Source organism: Streptomyces bikiniensis, assembly GCF_000716625.1.
Taxonomy (GTDB): domain Bacteria; phylum Actinomycetota; class Actinomycetes; order Streptomycetales; family Streptomycetaceae; genus Streptomyces; species Streptomyces bikiniensis.
On sequence record NZ_JNXJ01000074.1, the window covers coordinates 1 to 15,335 of the forward strand.

The 15,335-nt window shown below is 72.6% G+C and carries 15 protein-coding genes; 10 read left to right on the top strand and 5 right to left on the bottom strand.

Annotated elements, in window-relative coordinates; genetic code table 11:
* Positions 1–128 precede the first annotated feature (128 nt).
* Together OO47_RS31955 and OO47_RS31960 are read left to right on the top strand one after the other, a co-directional pair.
* A complete protein-coding gene (locus OO47_RS31955) occupies positions 129–2,201 on the top strand; it encodes an FUSC family protein (RefSeq protein ID WP_033211078.1) in 2,073 nt (690 codons plus the stop codon).
* A gap of 165 nt (positions 2,202–2,366) precedes the next feature.
* Positions 2,367–2,579 carry a DUF397 domain-containing protein gene (locus OO47_RS31960; protein ID WP_030219358.1) on the top strand — a complete coding sequence of 71 codons (213 nt, stop codon included), beginning with the start codon at positions 2,367–2,369 and terminating at the stop codon, positions 2,577–2,579.
* A gap of 73 nt (positions 2,580–2,652) precedes the next feature.
* Here OO47_RS31960 and OO47_RS31965 read toward each other — a convergent pair whose 3' ends face one another.
* On the bottom strand, positions 2,653–3,150 hold the full coding sequence (locus tag OO47_RS31965; RefSeq protein WP_030219361.1) for an ATP-binding protein: 498 nt from the start codon (positions 3,148–3,150) through the stop codon (positions 2,653–2,655).
* Positions 3,151–3,524: 374 nt separating this feature from the next.
* On the opposite strand from OO47_RS31965, the gene OO47_RS31970 reads away from it, so the two are divergent.
* The 6 genes from OO47_RS31970 (at position 3,525) to OO47_RS31995 (ending at position 9,114) form a co-directional block, all read left to right on the top strand.
* Positions 3,525–4,397: a helix-turn-helix domain-containing protein gene (locus OO47_RS31970; protein WP_078490112.1), complete on the top strand. Its 873-nt coding sequence runs from the start codon at positions 3,525–3,527 to the stop codon at positions 4,395–4,397.
* A gap of 87 nt (positions 4,398–4,484) precedes the next feature.
* Positions 4,485–5,942, top strand: coding sequence for an aldehyde dehydrogenase family protein (locus OO47_RS31975; protein ID WP_030219367.1), 1,458 nt, complete (start codon positions 4,485–4,487; stop codon positions 5,940–5,942).
* Between the two features lie 120 nt (positions 5,943–6,062).
* A complete protein-coding gene (locus tag OO47_RS31980; protein WP_030219370.1) occupies positions 6,063–6,611 on the top strand; it encodes a DinB family protein in 549 nt (182 codons plus the stop codon).
* 44 nt (positions 6,612–6,655) lie between these two features.
* Positions 6,656–7,270, top strand: a complete 615-nt coding sequence (locus OO47_RS31985) for a PadR family transcriptional regulator (protein WP_030219373.1) — start codon at positions 6,656–6,658, stop codon at positions 7,268–7,270.
* A 120-nt stretch (positions 7,271–7,390) separates the two neighbouring features.
* The gene (locus tag OO47_RS31990; protein ID WP_030219375.1) at positions 7,391–8,353 is read left to right on the top strand and encodes a daunorubicin resistance protein DrrA family ABC transporter ATP-binding protein; all 963 of its coding nucleotides are present in this window, start codon (positions 7,391–7,393) and stop codon (positions 8,351–8,353) included.
* Positions 8,350–9,114: an ABC transporter permease gene (locus OO47_RS31995; protein ID WP_030219380.1), complete on the top strand. Its 765-nt coding sequence runs from the start codon at positions 8,350–8,352 to the stop codon at positions 9,112–9,114. The genes OO47_RS31990 and OO47_RS31995 overlap by 4 nt, the downstream gene beginning before the upstream one ends.
* Before the next feature lie 11 nt (positions 9,115–9,125).
* Here OO47_RS31995 and OO47_RS32000 read toward each other — a convergent pair whose 3' ends face one another.
* Both OO47_RS32000 and OO47_RS32005 read right to left on the bottom strand, forming a co-directional pair.
* Complete coding sequence (locus tag OO47_RS32000) at positions 9,126–10,415, bottom strand: ion channel protein (protein ID WP_030219382.1); 1,290 nt, start codon at positions 10,413–10,415, stop codon at positions 9,126–9,128.
* Positions 10,416–10,703: 288 nt separating this feature from the next.
* Positions 10,704–11,072, bottom strand: coding sequence for a YbjQ family protein (locus OO47_RS32005; protein ID WP_030219386.1), 369 nt, complete (start codon positions 11,070–11,072; stop codon positions 10,704–10,706).
* A 151-nt stretch (positions 11,073–11,223) separates the two neighbouring features.
* On the opposite strand from OO47_RS32005, the gene OO47_RS32010 reads away from it, so the two are divergent.
* Complete coding sequence (locus tag OO47_RS32010; RefSeq protein ID WP_030219389.1) at positions 11,224–11,922, top strand: DedA family protein; 699 nt, start codon at positions 11,224–11,226, stop codon at positions 11,920–11,922.
* A gap of 208 nt (positions 11,923–12,130) precedes the next feature.
* Here OO47_RS32010 and OO47_RS32015 read toward each other — a convergent pair whose 3' ends face one another.
* Both OO47_RS32015 and OO47_RS32020 read right to left on the bottom strand, forming a co-directional pair.
* Entirely contained in the window at positions 12,131–13,834 is a 1,704-nt protein-coding gene (locus OO47_RS32015; protein WP_407696377.1) for a threonine/serine exporter family protein, read from the bottom strand.
* Positions 13,835–13,990: 156 nt separating this feature from the next.
* Entirely contained in the window at positions 13,991–14,482 is a 492-nt protein-coding gene (locus OO47_RS32020; RefSeq protein ID WP_015034462.1) for an inorganic diphosphatase, read from the bottom strand.
* 102 nt (positions 14,483–14,584) lie between these two features.
* Between OO47_RS32020 and OO47_RS32025 the strand changes: the two genes are divergently transcribed.
* Positions 14,585–15,335, top strand: a 751-nt coding sequence (locus OO47_RS32025) for a D-alanyl-D-alanine carboxypeptidase (protein WP_033211081.1), incomplete at its 3' end; no start/stop codon positions are given.

The window sequence follows — 15,335 nt, forward strand, 5'->3', positions numbered from 1 at the left end:
CCACCCCGCCTCCCGGGGCCCCGCCCCCGGGAGCGCAGCCCCCGCCCGCCCCCGGCAGGGTTTCGGGAAGGGGCGGAGTGGGGGGCACATGGCCGTTTCGCGGCGAATCGTACGGATACGCTTCCCGCATGAGCTGGCTCCGGGCCCTGAAAGGAACCGCCCGCTCCGGGCTCACCGTCGAGCGGAAACGGCTGGAGCCGGTGGGGGCGGCGCGGGGCGCGCTGGGGCTCGCGCTCGTCGTCGGGGTCTCGCTCGCCCTCTTCGGTCCCGCCGTCGCCGTCTCCTCCGCCTTCGGCGCCTTCCAGGCCGCCATCGCCACCTTCCAGCGCTCCTGGCGCCCCCGCCCCACCCTCGCCCTCGCCTCCGGCGCCAGCCTCGCCCTCTCGACCTTCGTCGGCTACCTCACCGCCGCCCACGACGGGCTCTTCCTCGCCCTGCTGCTCCTCTGGACGTTCCTGTCGGGCCTCGCCTGGGCCGCCGGCCCGACCGCCGGCCTCATCGCCTCCTCCAACGTGGCGATGATGCTGGTCACGGTCACCCTCCCCACCTCCGTCGCCACCGCCGCCGGCCACGCCGCCGTGATCTTCGCGGGCGGCCTCGTCCAGGCCGCCCTGGTCGCCCTGGTCCCGGTCCGCCGCTGGGGCGCCCAGCGCGACGCCCTCGCGGACGCGCTCGCCGCCGAGGCCGACTACGCCCGCCGCCTGCGCCACGACCCGGTCGCCCCCTTCGACCCCGTCCCGCTCATGACCGCCCGCAACGCCGCCGCCGTCACCCCCCGCCAGGCCCGCCGCCGCCCGCCCGAGCTGCACGGTTCCCGGGGCCTCGCCGAACGCATCCGCCCCGTCCTCGCCTCGCTCGCGGACCCGGCCGTCGGCGTCCCCGGCGAGGGCCCGCAGCGCGACCGGGTGCGCGAACTGCTCGACGCGGCCGCCTCCGTCCTCGACGCCGCCGCCCACGCCGTCCGCCACGGCGAACCCGTCGTCCTGCCCGCCCAGGCCCTCGACGCCCTCCGCGCCCCCGCCGCCGGCTCCGTCCTCACCGGCCCGCCCCGCCGCGCCGCCGCCCGCCTCACCGCGCTCCTCGGCGACGTCCTGGAGACCGCCGAACCGCACACGGAGACGTCGATCCGCACGGGCGTCGCCCGCTCCCGCCCCACCCTCCTCCGCCTCGCCCCCCTCGTCCTCGCCCAGATCCGCGCCGAACTGCGCCACGAGTCCCCGGTCCTGCGCCACGCGATCCGCGTCTCGGTGGTCACCGCCGCCGGCTACCTCCTCGGCGCGGTCCTCCCCCTCGGCCACGGCTACTGGGCCCCGATGGCCTCGGTCATGGTGATGCGCCCGGACTTCTCGCAGACGTACGCCCGCTCGGTGGCCCGCTTCGGCGGCACCCTGGTCGGCGTGGGCCTCGCGACGGCGGTCGTGCGCTCGGCGCACCCGGGCACGTACCTCTCCGCCGGGCTCGCGGTGCTGTGCGCCTTCGGGATGTACCTGCTGATGCGGACGGGATACGCGGCGAGCCAGGTCTGCGTCTCCGCGTACGTCGTCTTCCTGCTCGGCACGGCCGGCGAGGGTGTGGACCAGACCGTACGGGAGAGGGTGCTGCTCACCCTCCTCGGCGGGCTCCTCGCGATGCTGGCGTACGCCGTCTACCCCGCCTGGGAGACGCCCCGGCTGCGCGGCCGGCTCGCGGACTGGCTGGAGGCGATCGGCCGGTACGCGGCCGTCGTCGCCGCCGGGTACGCCGACCCGGCGGGCCCGGCCGACCCCGAGGTGCGGGAGGCGCTCCTGCGGACCCGCGCCGCCCGGGTCGCCTGGCAGGAGGCGCTGGAGCGCGCGGCGCACGAGCCGGTGCGCCACCGGGGCCTGTCGCACGCGGCGGTGGAGCAGGCCGAGCACGCGCTCGGGGAGTTCGGCCGGGTCGCGATGCTCATGGAGGCGCACCTGCCCGACCGCGGCGCCGACCCCCTCCCGTACGCCGCCGTCCTCGCCGAGGCCCTGCGCCGCTCGACCGAGCGGGGCGCGAAGGAGCTGCGGGAGCGCGGGGAACCGGACAGGCCCTGGGCCGAGCTGCGGGAGGCGGTCGGCGCCCGGTCCGGCGAACCGCCGGACCACTTCCTGCTCCACAAGGGCGCCGCCCTGCTCCTGGAGAGCCTGGACGAGTTCGCGACGGCCCTCTCGGAGACCACCCCGAGCCGGCGATAACCGCTGGTGGCACGCTCTGTCGCGTAGCCGCTACGCCACCCCCCGCGCACGTGCATCTGCTCATGCAGGTGCCGAGTGAACACAGCTATGATCCGAGGAAGTTGACACCTGCACCAAGCAACTCGGGAGCTACCAGTGCATCCTGCGCATCACGCGTACAACGGCATGGCGGCCACGGAGCTGCGCGGTGTCGTGTGGCAGAAGAGCAGGCACAGCAACTCCCAGGGTTCCTGCGTCGAATTCGCAAAACTTCCGGGGGGAAACGTTGCCGTCCGCAATTCCCGCCATCCCGACGGGCCCGCGCTCGTCTACACGCCCGCCGAGATAGAGGCGCTGCTGCTCGGGGTGAAGGACGGGGAGTTCGACCACCTGGTGTGAAACGCGCACGGACGCGAGCGAGGGCCCCGGCGGCGACCGCCGGGGCCCTCATCCGCTCCACGCGTACGTCCGCCTACTCCGGACCGATCCGGAACAGCGCCCACACCACCTTGCCCTGGAGCGTCCCCGCCAGCGGGTGCCAGCCCCAGCTGTCGCTGAACGAGTCCACCAGGAACAGGCCGCGCCCCGACTCGGCGGCGAAGTCCTCCTCGCCGCCGCGCGCCTCCGGGCTCTCCACGCTGGGGTCGCGCACGGCGCACACCAGGCGCGAGGCCCAGCGCATCAGGTGGAGGCGGACCGGCGGCTGCCGGCCGTCGTCCGGATCCGCGTCCGCGGGCACCGCGTGGCGCAGCGCGTTGGTGACGAGTTCGGAGACGACCAGGGCCACGTCGTCGAAGCGCTCCGACAGCTCCCAGCGGTCGAGCGTCGCGCTGGTGAACTTCCGGGCCCCGCGCACGGCTTCGAACCGCGCGGGAAGGGCGCAGGAGGCGGAGGTGGAGACGGCGCCGGGATCGATCGGCGGAAGGCCCTGCCGTAACGGCTCGAGCACGGTCGATCCATTCGTCCCCATGCGAGGCACTCCCGGGAATCGCGACTGTGGTGCGACAACACGACAACACGAACGAGTACGCGGCTGCGCGGGCCCCATGGTTCCGAATGCGACCCCCGGATGCAAGGGCAGATGCACGTGCACGCGCCGGACCTGTCCGTCCCTGTGCCTAATCTGTGCATAAGTCGTCCGCACGAGGACGAACGGATGACGATTACTGGAAGGAAACTTCCCCGGATCTGCACGCGCCGTGCCCGGAGATGCCCGGAACCCGTCGCCTTTCCGTAATCGAATGTGTACGCGCTGAAGCGTTTGGTGGCAGAATCCGGGGCTCGACGGGGGTTTTCGGCGGGGGATTCGACGGGGGTCGACACCGTAAAGGGGAGGCTGGGGCCGTGACCGCAGGCGAATCGGGCGGAGCGAGCGGAAGCGTGGTGCGGCGCATCCTGCTGGGCTCCCAGCTGAGGCGGCTGCGCGAGTCGCGCGGCATCACCCGGGAGGCGGCCGGTTACTCGATCCGCGCGTCCGAATCCAAGATCAGCCGCATGGAGTTGGGACGGGTGAGCTTCAAGGCCAGGGACGTCGAGGATCTGCTCACGCTCTACGGGGTCGGGGACGAGGCCGAGCGCGGCGCCCTCCTCGGACTCGCCCGCGAGGCCAACGTCGCGGGCTGGTGGCACAGCTTCGGGGACGTCCTGCCCGGCTGGTTCCAGACGTACATCGGGCTCGAAGGCGCCGCCTCCCACATCCGCGTCTACGAAGTGCAGTTCGTCCACGGCCTGTTGCAGACCGAGGAGTACGCCCAGGCCGTCGTCACCCGCGGCATGCCCGACGCCCCGCGCGCCGAGATCGACCGCCGGGTCGCCCTGCGGCTCGAACGCCAGAAGGTCCTCGTCTCCGAGCGCGCCCCGCAGCTCCACGCCGTCCTCGACGAGGCCGCGCTGCGCCGCCCGTACGGCGACCGGGCCGTCATGCGCGGCCAGTTGAAGCACCTCATCGAGATCTCCGAGCACCCCGGCGTCACGCTCCAGGTCATGCCCTTCAGCTTCGGCGGCCACGCCGGCGAGAGCGGCGCCTTCACCATGCTGAGCTTCCCCGAGTCCGACCTCTCCGACGTCGTCTACCTGGAGCAGCTGACCAGCGCCCTCTACCTCGACAAGCGCGAGGAGGTCGCCCAGTACCGCCGGGTGATGGAGAAGCTCCAGCAGGACGGACCGGATCCGGCCGAAAGCCGGGACATCCTCCGGGGCCTCCTCCAACTCTCCTGACGCATCAGTACGATGACGCCACATCAGGCGTACGGATTTCGTACATCAGTCGCATCGCGCGGGTAGCGGGTAGAGGGGTCTCCACACATGTCGCACTTCACCGACCTGGCCCACCAGTACATCGACGGCGAGTGGAAGCCGGGCAGTGGCTCGTGGGACATCATCGACTTCAACCCGTACACCGGGGAGAAGCTGGCCTCGATCACCGTGGCCACCGTCGACGAGGTCGACCGCGCCTACCGGACCGCCGAGCGCGCCCAGGCCGCCTGGGCCGAGACCAACCCGTACACCCGCCGCCTCGTCTTCGAGCGCGCGCTGCGCGTCGTCGAGGACCGCGAGGAGGAGATCGCGGAGACGATCGTCGCGGAGCTGGGCGGCACCCGCCTCAAGGCGGCCTTCGAGCTGCACCTCGCCAAGGAGTTCCTGCGCGAGGCGGTCCAGCTGGCGCTGCGCCCCGAGGGCCGCATCCTGCCCTCCCCGGTCGACGGCAAGGAGAACCGGGTCTACCGCGTCCCGGTCGGCGTCGTCGGCGTCATATCCCCCTTCAACTTCCCCTTCCTGCTCTCCCTGAAGTCGGTCGCGCCCGCCCTCGCGCTCGGCAACGCGGTCGTCCTCAAGCCGCACCAGAACACCCCGATCTGCGGCGGCACCCTCGTCGCCAAGGTCCTGGAGGAGGCCGGTCTCCCGGCCGGCCTGCTGAACGTCGTCGTCACCGACATCGCCGAGATCGGTGACGCGCTCCTGACCCACCCGGTCCCGAAGGTCATCTCCTTCACCGGCTCCGACAAGGTCGGCCGGCACGTCGCCACGGTCTGCGCCCAGCACTTCAAGCAGGCCGTCCTCGAACTCGGCGGCAACAGCGCCCTGATCGTCCTGGACGACGCCGACGTCGACTACGCGGTCGACGCGGCCGTCTTCAGCCGCTTCGTGCACCAGGGCCAGGTCTGCATGGCCGCCAACCGCATCCTGGTGGACCGCACCCTGGAGGCGGAGTTCACCGAGAAGTTCGTGGCCAAGGTGAAGACCCTGCGCGTCGGCGACCCGGCCGACCCGGCCACCCACATCGGCCCGCTCATCAACTCCCAGCAGGCCGAGTCCGTCTCCTCCCTGGTCGACCAGACGGTCGCCGCCGGCGCCACCGCCCTCCTGCACGGCACGGTCGACGGCAACCTCGTCTCCCCGTCCGTCCTCACCGGTCTCGCCGCCGACTCCCCGGTCCTGAGCCAGGAGATCTTCGGCCCGGTCGCCCTGATCGTGCCCTTCGACGGCGAGGAGGAGGCCGTCCGGATCGCCAACGACACCCCGTACGGGCTCAGCGGCGCCGTGCACACCGGGGACGTCGAGCGGGGCGTACGGGTCGCCCGGCGCATCCACACCGGCATGATCCACATCAACGACGGCACCGTGCACGACGAGCCGATCGTCCCCTTCGGCGGCGAGAAGCAGTCGGGCGTCGGCCGGCTCAACGGCGACTCGATGGTGGACTCCTTCACCACCCAGAAGTGGATCTCGATCCAGCACGGCCGCAGCCGCTTCCCGTTCTGAGTCCTTCCCCGCGTTCTTCCCCCGCCGGGAACGATCGAGGACAGTAGCTGTCCGCAAGCCTCCGTAGCGTGGTCTGTGTCGGGACAACCCGGCACGGACCACATCCGGAAGGCGGACGTCATGGTTGCTCTTGTTCCCGCAGGGACCCCCGGCGACGAGCGAGGCACGCTCCTCGACTTCGTGGAGGCCCAGCGCGCCGCGCTGCGCCGCGCGCTCCTCGGCCTGACCGAGGAGCAGGCGGCGAGCACTCCCAGCGCCAGCGAACTGAGCCTGTCCGGCCTGGTCAAGCACGTCGCCGAGGTCGAGCTCAACTGGCTCCGGCTCGCGCAGCAGAAGCCCAACGAGAAGCAGCGGACCCAGGAGACCTGGAGCGAGGGCTTCCGGCTCGTGGACGGCGAGACGATCCCGGAGGTCCTGGAGTTCTGGGCGGACGTGGCCGGGCAGACCGAGGACTTCGTCCGCTCGGTGCCCGACCTGGACGAGACCTTCCCGCTGCCGGAGGCCCCTTGGTTCCCGAAGGACGGGCGGGTCACGGTCCGCTGGATGGTGCTCCACCTCGTCCAGGAGATGGGACGGCACGCCGGCCACGCCGACATCATCCGCGAGAGCATCGACGGCAAGGGCTCCTACGAGCTGATCGCGGCCGAGGCGGAGGCGCCGGGACGGTGATCGCCGCGCGTACCCTGGTCGGGATCGACCAGGAGGTACGTGGGATGTCGGCCATCCGTCTTCTCGTCCTGGGCGCGGTGCGGCAGCACGGCCGCGCCCACGGCTACCAGGTGCGCAACGACCTGGAGTACTGGGGGGCGCACGAGTGGTCGCACGCCAAGCCCGGCTCGATCTACCACGCGCTCAAGCAGATGGCGAAACAGGGGCTGCTGCGGGCGCACGAGGTCGCGCCGAGCGCGGTCGGCGGCCCGCCCCGCGTCGAGTACGAGCTGACGGACGCCGGCACCGAGGAGTACTTCGTGCTGCTCCGCGAGGCGCTGACCACCTACGACCAGAAGGTGGACGTCCTGTCGGCGGGCATCGGCTTCATGGTGGACCTGCCCCGCGCGGAGGCCGTGGAGCTGCTGCGCCGACGGGTCCGCGCGCTCGACGAGTGGCGCGCGTCGGTCACCGACTACTACACGCCGGAGGGCGGCCCGGAGCAGCTCGGCCACATCGGCGAGATCATGCACATGTGGCTCGGCTCGGCCGACGCGGGCAAGGAGTGGACGCTCGGCCTGATCGAGCGGATCGAGGGCGGGGCGTACGTGTTCGCGGGCGAGGGCGACCCGTTCGTGGGGGTGCTCGCGGAGGGCGAGGAGAACCCGTACGCGACCTGACCGGGGGAGGTCCCCCGGAATATCGTCTCATCAAGTTTGACTAATGCCCCGCGCGGGCATACCGTGCTCCGCCGGTGGTGATTGGTCAAATTTGACTATGGTTTTTCGGGAGGAACCAGGATGGACACGGAAGTGATCCGCGTGGAGGGCGCGCGGAAGCGGTACGGGGACAAGGACGCCCTGGACGGGCTCGACCTCGCCGTCGGGCGCGGCACCGTCCACGGCCTCCTCGGCCCCAACGGCGCGGGCAAGACCACGACGGTGCGGATTCTGGCGACCCTGCTCCGGCACGACGCGGGCCTGGTCCGCGTCGCCGGGCACGACGTGCGGACCGGGGCCCGCGAGGTGCGGCGGCGGATCGGACTCCTCGGCCAGCACGCGGCCCTGGACGAGGAGCTGGGCGGCCGGCAGAACCTGGAGATGTTCGGCAGGCTCCACCACCTCGGCGCCCGGCGCGCCGGGGTCCGCGCCGACGAGCTCCTGGAGCGCTTCGGCCTCACCGGCACCGGGCGCAAGCCCGTCCGCCGGTACAGCGGCGGCATGCGCCGCCGCCTCGACCTGGCGGCGTCCCTGATCACCGAGCCCGAGGTGCTCTTCCTGGACGAGCCGACCACCGGGCTCGACCCGCGCGGGCGCGCCGAGGTCTGGGAGTCGGTGCGCTCGCTGGTCGGCGGCGGCACCACGGTCCTGCTCACCACCCAGTACCTGGAGGAGGCCGACCAGCTCGCCGACCGGATCTCGGTCGTGGACCGGGGCCGGGTCGTCGCCGACGGCACCGCCGACGAGCTGAAGGCCCGCGTGGGCGCGGACCGGATCGACGTGGTCGTACGCGACGCCCGCAGGCTCGACGAGGCGGCCGGCCTCCTCCCGGCGGCCCGCGCCGAGGTGTCCGTGGACGCCGACCGACGGCTGCTCAGCGCTCCCGTGACCGACCGGATGGCCTCGCTCGCCGCGACCGTGGGGGCGCTCGGGTCGGCCGGGATCGACGCGGAGGACATCGCCCTGCGGCGCCCGACCCTGGACGAGGTCTTCCTGCACCTGACGGCGGACGGTACGGCCCGTGAGAAGGAGGTGGCGGCATGAGCGCCGCGTACGTGGTGTCCGACTGCTGGACGATGACCCGCCGCGAGCTGGCCCACTGGGCCCGGCAGCCGGTGCAGGTCCTGGTCGGGCTCGTCTTCCCGGTGATGATGCTGCTGATGTTCGGCCACCTGGTCGGCGGCGGGCGGGCCGTCGACGGCGACTACGTCGACTACCTGGTGCCCGGCATGCTCGCCCTGACCATGGTCTTCGGCCTCGAAGGCACCATGACGGCGGTCACGCAGGATCTGAACAAGGGCGTGATCGACCGCTTCCGCGCGATGCCGATGACCGACGGCGCGGTCCTGGTCGGACGGGCGGCGGCGGACATGCTCCAGTCGGTGGTGGGCCTGCTCCTGATGACCGGCGTGGGGTATGCGATCGGGTGGCGGGCGAACGGCGGCCCGGAGGCCTTCCTGGGCGCGCTGGGACTGCTGCTCCTGCTGCGCTTCGCGATGCTGTGGATCGGGATCTTCCTGGCCCTGGTCGCGGGCCGGGCGGAGCTGGTGCAGGCGGTCCAGATCCTGGTCTGGCCCTTCGGCTTCCTCTCCAACGCCTTCGCCTCGCCCGCCTCCATGCCGGACTGGCTCGGGGCGGTCGTGGAGTGGAACCCCCTGTCCGCGACCGCGACGGCGGTGCGCGAGCTCTTCGGCAACCCGGGCGGCGCCCCGGGGCACGTGACGGCGGCGGTGGTGTGGCCGCTGGTGCTCCTCGCGGTCTTCTTCCCGCTGGCGGTGCGCACGTTCGGCCGGCTCGGGAGGTAGGCGGGCGCCCCTCACGTCAACGGCCGCCCGTGCTCGTCCAGTTCGAGCTGCGGGCGGCCGGTGACGATCAGCCAGGCGGGCAGCGAGGCCAGGCAGAGCAGGGCCAGCATGGCGGGGGAGGCGGCGAGGACCGCGCCGACGAAGAGGCTGATCCAGCCCTGCCGGGTGGTGGCGAGCAGGACCCCGAGCACGGCCGAGGAGACGGCGACGGCCGGGTGGACCTCGGGGACCAGGGCCTGGGCGAGGAGGCCGAAGGCGGCGCCGATGAAGACGGCGGGGAAGATCCGGCCGCCCCGGAAGCCGCAGGAGGCGGCGACGAGGAGGGCGACGAGCTTGACCACGGCCAGCTTCGCCAGCTCGCCCGAGGACCAGCCGCCGATGTTCGCCGTGAGCTCCTTGATCTCCTCCAGGCCCTTGAAGAGGGTCAGGTGCCCGCCGAGGGCCCCCAGGAGACCGAGCACGAGCCCGCCGAGCGGCAGCATCAGCATCGGGTGCCGCAGGCGACGGAAGGCGCCGTGGACGTACGGGAAGAGGAAACAGGCGGCGAGGCCGAAGAGGGCCGCGGCGGAGGCGATCACCAGGGCCGCGAGGAGGTCCTCCCAGCCGGGGTCGGTCAGCGGCGGCAGCCCCAGGGCGAAGGTGGGCTCGGCGAGCAGCTGGGTGGTCGTGGCGCCGGCGCCGGCGGCCAGGAGCGGGGCGAACAGGCGGTCCCAGAGGGAACCGGGGCCCGGGTGCCCGGCCAGGGCCTCGGAGATGACGAGGGCGGCGGCGACGGGGGTGCCGAAGAGGGCGCCGACCGTGGCGGCCGTGGCGAGCGAGATCCAGGCGATGCCGGGCACGGCGGGCGCGAGCCTGCGGCCCGCCCAGTACGCGAGCGCGATGTTGGAGGCGATGATCGGGTTCTCGGGGCCCAGGCTGACCCCGCCGGCGAGCGCGAGGGTGCCGGCGAGCAGCAGCCCCGGCACCGCGCCCGGGGCGATCGGCGGACCGCCGAGCCCGGTGGTCGCCGGGTCGGGCCCGGCGTGCCCGGGCGCCTTCCACACGACCAGGCCCACGGCGACGCCGGTCGCCGTGAGCATGGTGATCATCCAGAGGGAGGAGTACCCGCCGATCCCGAGGGCGTCGGGCAGGTCCTCCCAGAGGACGTGCTTGAACTCCTCCGAGAGGGCGCTGATCCCCAGGAAGAGCAGCCCGGACCCGGCCCCGACCACGAGCGCGGGCAGGATCTGCGGCAGCAGGACCCGCAGCGGGGCCTCGTCGGCGGCGGGGGAGGACGCGGCCGGTGCGCGATCGGTGGACACGGCCCCACCATAAGTGAGCAAAAGCCGCGAACGTCCTAGGTCAGGCCGAACCGCCCGAACCGCCCGGTACCCACCCCGTCCGCCGCCTCACGCCCGGGGTGCGATCACCACCGCCGTGCCGTACGCGCAGACCTCCGTGCCCCCGTCCGCCGCCTCACGCCCGGGGTGCGATCACCACCGCCGTGCCGTACGCGCAGACCTCCGTGCCCCCGTCCGCCGCTTCACGCCCGGGGCGCGATCACCACCGCCGTGCCGTACGCGCAGACCTCCGTGCCCACGTCCGCCGCTTCACGCCCGGGGTGCGATCACCACCGCCGTGCCGTACGCGCAGACCTCCGTGCCCACGTCCGCCGCCTCCGTCACGTCGAAGCGGAACGCGAGCACCGCGTTCGCGCCGCGCGCCCGCGCCTGCTCCACCAGGCGCTCCATCGCCTGGTTGCGGGTCTCCACCAGGGTCTTCGTCAGACCCTTCAGCTCCCCGCCGATCATCGACTTCAGCCCGGCGCCGATCTGGCTGCCCAGGTGCCGGGAGCGCACGGTGAGCCCGAAGACCTCGCCGATCACCTGCCGGACCTCGTGTCCCGGGACGTCGTTCGTCGTCACGACCAGTACTTCGGGGTGCGGACCCTGCCCGCCCCCGTACTCCTCGATGCCCATCGGCATACACCTCCTGATTCCACACTTTCCGCCCCGCGAGACCCTTCCGCATCCCGTGGGGACCCGGGTGGAACCGGGGGCGCCCGCTCCACGTTGATAGCTTGGGGCAGCCCGTCCCCAAGCCCCCACCGACCGCAGGAGCCCGGAACCCGTGAACACGCTTGCCCTCGGACCGAGCTGGCTGGACCCGGACTACTTGATCCAGACCTTTGGTCTGATCGGTGTCCTGGTGATCGTCTTCGCCGAGTCCGGACTCCTCATCGGGTTCTTCCTGCCCGGTGACTCGCTTCTCTTCACCACCGGTCTGCTCGTCACCACCGGGAAGCTCGACACGCCGCTCTGGCTGGTCTGCACCCTGATCGTGGCCGCCGCGATCATCGGCGACCAGGTCGGCTACCTCTTCGGCCGCAAGGTCGGACCCGCCCTCTTCAAGCGCCCCGACTCCAAGCTGTTCAAGCAGGAGAACGTCGAGAAGGCGCACGAGTTCTTCGAGAAGCACGGCCCGAAGTCCCTGATCCTGGCCCGCTTCGTCCCGATCGTCCGCACGTTCACGCCGATCATCGCGGGCGTCAGCCGGATGAACTACCGCTCGTTCATCACGTTCAACATCATCGGCGGCGTGCTGTGGGGCGCCGGCGTCACCCTGCTCGGCGCCTCCCTCGGCAAGATCGACTTCGTGCACAAGCACATCGAGATGATCCTCGTCGGGATCGTCGTGATCTCCGTCGTCCCGATCGTGATCGAGTACCTCAAGGCCCGCTCCCAGTCCAAGAGGGCCCGCGCCGCCGGGGGCGACCACGGCGCCCCCGACCCCCAGCAGGGCTCCCGCGGCCGCCACGCCAAGCGGTAACCCCCGGAAGAAGCGACGACGCCAGGGCCCGTCCGACCCCGATCCGCCGGACAGGCCCTAGTGTCCCGAGTCGGAGATTCTTGGGTAGTTCTTCCAGCCTCCGGACCCTGGACCGACGGTTCCAAATGGAGCTCCAACCTGGTTGGAAGCGGGCGCGACCACTGTCGGTCGAAGCAGAGATCTACCGAAGAACTTCCGACTCAGGACACTAGAAGCCCCTGGTGCGCTTCGCGGCCCGCCGGGCCGCCGCCGCACCGGGGGCCCGCAGGAACAGGCGGGCCAGCTCGCTCCCCAGGTTCACGCCGATCGCGATCGCCAGCGCCAGCGCCGCCGCCTTCGCCAGCGACGCGAACCCCTGGTCCAGATTGTGCTGGGCGATCGCGAGCACCCCGAAGTACGTCGCCGAACCGGGCAGCAGCGGCCCGATCGCCGCCGTCACGTACGGCAGCGACGAGGTGTGGTGGTACCGGGCGACCAACTGCCCGAAGAGCCCCACGAGCCCCGCCGCCACCGCCGTCGCCATCACCGCGGACCCGCCCGCGGTCACCGCGATCGACGCGTACACCACCCACGCCACCCCGCCGTTCAGCGTCACGAACAGCACCGTCGCCCGCGACTGCTGCAACAGGATCGCGAAGGTCGCGGACAGCGCCATCGACGCCAGGGTCTGCACCACCGGCCGCTCCACCGCCCGCAGCACCCCCTCCGGGTTCAGCTGCGCGTCGAACTGCACCGCCAGGTACAGCACCGAGAGCACGCCCACCACGATCGCCACGAAGAAGTACATGACCTCCAGGAGCCGCGCCGAGGCCGTGATGTAGAAACCGGTCAGACCGTCCTGCACCGCCGCCACCAGCGCCCGCCCCGGAATCAGCGCGAACAGGCCACCCGTGATCACCGCCGACGGACGCAGGTCCGCGTGCAGCAGCGTCAGGAGCACCCCCATCGCCGCCGGGGGCATCGCCGCCACCAGGAACTGGTAGAACTCCGGCAGCCCCCGCCCCGCGCACAGCCACGCCAGCCGGTCCCCGAGCACCGCGCCCAGCGCCGCCACGAAGAACACCGTCGGACCGCCGCCCAGCAGCACCGACGCCGCCCCCGCCAGCACCCCCGCCGCCGCCGTCAGCGCCCACCCCGGATACGGGTGCCGGTTCCGCCGGATCTCCGCCAGCCGCCGGTACGCCTCCTCCGGCGTCACCTCGTGCGCCTGCTCGTCGTGCGCCGGCGCGCTGATGTCCGCGATCAGCTGGTACACCGCCGCCAGTCGCGTGTAGTCCGTGCCCCGCCGGCGCACCGTCCGGTTCGCCGTCACCGGGTCGTCCACCAGCGACGGCTGGTACGTCACCGAAAGCAGCGTGAACGTCACCGTCGGCTCGCACCGGTCCAGCCCGTACGAACGGCAGATCGCGAACATCGCCGCCTCGACGTCCTCCGCGCCCTCCCCGCCCGCGAGCAGCAGCTCGCCGATGCGCAGCGTCAGGTCGAGGACGCGCGGCACCGAAGGACCCGCCTCGTCCTCCTTGCGCGGCGCCTCCGGCACCGGCCGCTCGCCCACCGGCAGCCGCAGCATCGTCCGCATCCGGTCCTGCCACGGCGCGTCCCGCGCCAGACGCACCAGCGGCACCCCGTACGCCGGCGTGAACGCGGGCGGCGAGTTCTTCGCCGAGTAGGTGGCCGGGGGAGCGAACGCCGAACCCTCCGGCTCCGGACCGGGCTCGGGCTCCGCCCGCAGCCCCGACGGCAGGGCGAACTCGGAGGTCGGGTGCTCCTCCTCCGGTGGCGCGGGCCGCTCCACCCCGGCCGGCGGGACGAACGCGCTCCGCGCCTCGTCCGACTGCGGTTTCCGGTCCTCCGGAGCCTCCCCGGCCCCTTCGTCCCGCACGTCCATCGAGCCGCCCGGCTCCGCCACCACTCTGCCGCCCCGCTCTCCCTAGGAGGAATCGTGGCTTCCAGTATGGGCGTGCGCGGATACGGGTGTGCGACGGACGTGCGAAGGCGGTGCGCCCACCGGGGGCACACCGCCTTCACACACTCGGGACCGGGACCGGATCGACGGCCCCGGAACGGCTCAGTGGCCGCCCTGCTCCTTGGCCCGCGCGTACGACTTCTCGATCTCGGCCTCGGCCTCGGCGCGACCGACCCAGTCCGCGCCCTCGACCGACTTGCCCGGCTCCAGGTCCTTGTAGACCTCGAAGAAGTGCTGGATCTCCAGGCGGTCGAACTCCGCCACGTGGTGGATGTCCCGCAGGTGCTCCATGCGCGGGTCCGTGGCCGGCACGCACAGCAGCTTGTCGTCGCCGCCCGCCTCGTCCGTCATCCGGAACATGCCGATGGCGCGGCACTTGATCAGGCAGCCCGGGAACGTGGGCTCGTCCAGGATGACGAGCGCGTCCAGCGGGTCGCCGTCCTCGCCGAGGGTGTTCTCGACGTAGCCGTAGTCGGTCGGGTAGGCCGTCGACGTGAAGAGGCGACGGTCCAGACGGATGCGACCGGTCTCGTGGTCGACCTCGTACTTGTTCCGCGATCCCTTGGGGATCTCGATGAGAACGTCGAACTCCACGGGTGGCTCCTCCTGAATCAACACAAGTGAATGCTCGCGACACAGCGCGGTGGTTAAGTGTCCCTCACGCACGTGTGTGATCGCGAAAGGGGCTGGTCAGCAATGCCCGAGCCGAGGACCTGGCAGCTCACGGCGGGCTCCGCCGCCCTCGGTCTGGCCCTGGCCGCCGCGGCGGTGACCGCGGCCGGCCCGTGGGACTCGGGTCAGCGTACGGCCGAGCGGGCCCGCGCCGCCGCCCCCGCGGCGGGTGGCACGCGTCACGCCCCGCCCCCGGCCCCCGCCGCGCCCCACCGCCCCGCACCCGCCCCCAGCGCCCCCGGCGTCCTCACCGCCCTGCGCCCCGCCACGCCCGCGGGGACCTCCACCGGACCCGCCGACGCCGACCCGGGCAAGCGCCCCGCCGAACACCCCGCCGACCTCGCCGCCGTCCTCGCCCCCCTCCTCGCCGACCCCGGCCTCGGCCCCCTCCGCACCGCCTCCGTCGTCGACACCGCCACCGGGAAGCAGCTCTACGGCGAGGGCGCCACCGCCCCCATGACCCCCGCCTCCACCGTCAAGATCGCCACCGCCGCGGCCGCCCTCTCCGCCCTCGGCCCCGACCACCGCATCGCCACCACCACGACCGCCACCCCCGACGGAAAGACCGTCGCCCTCACCGGCGGCGGCGACCCCACCCTCGACGACACGCGCCTCAAGGCCCTCGCCACCGACACCGCCCGCGCCCTCAAGGCCCGCGGCCGCACCTCCGTACGCCTCGCCTACGACACGGGCCTCTACACCGGCCCCGCCGTCCACCCCATCGGCCCCAACGAGAACATCGCCCCCGTCACCGCCCTCATGACCCGCGCCGGAC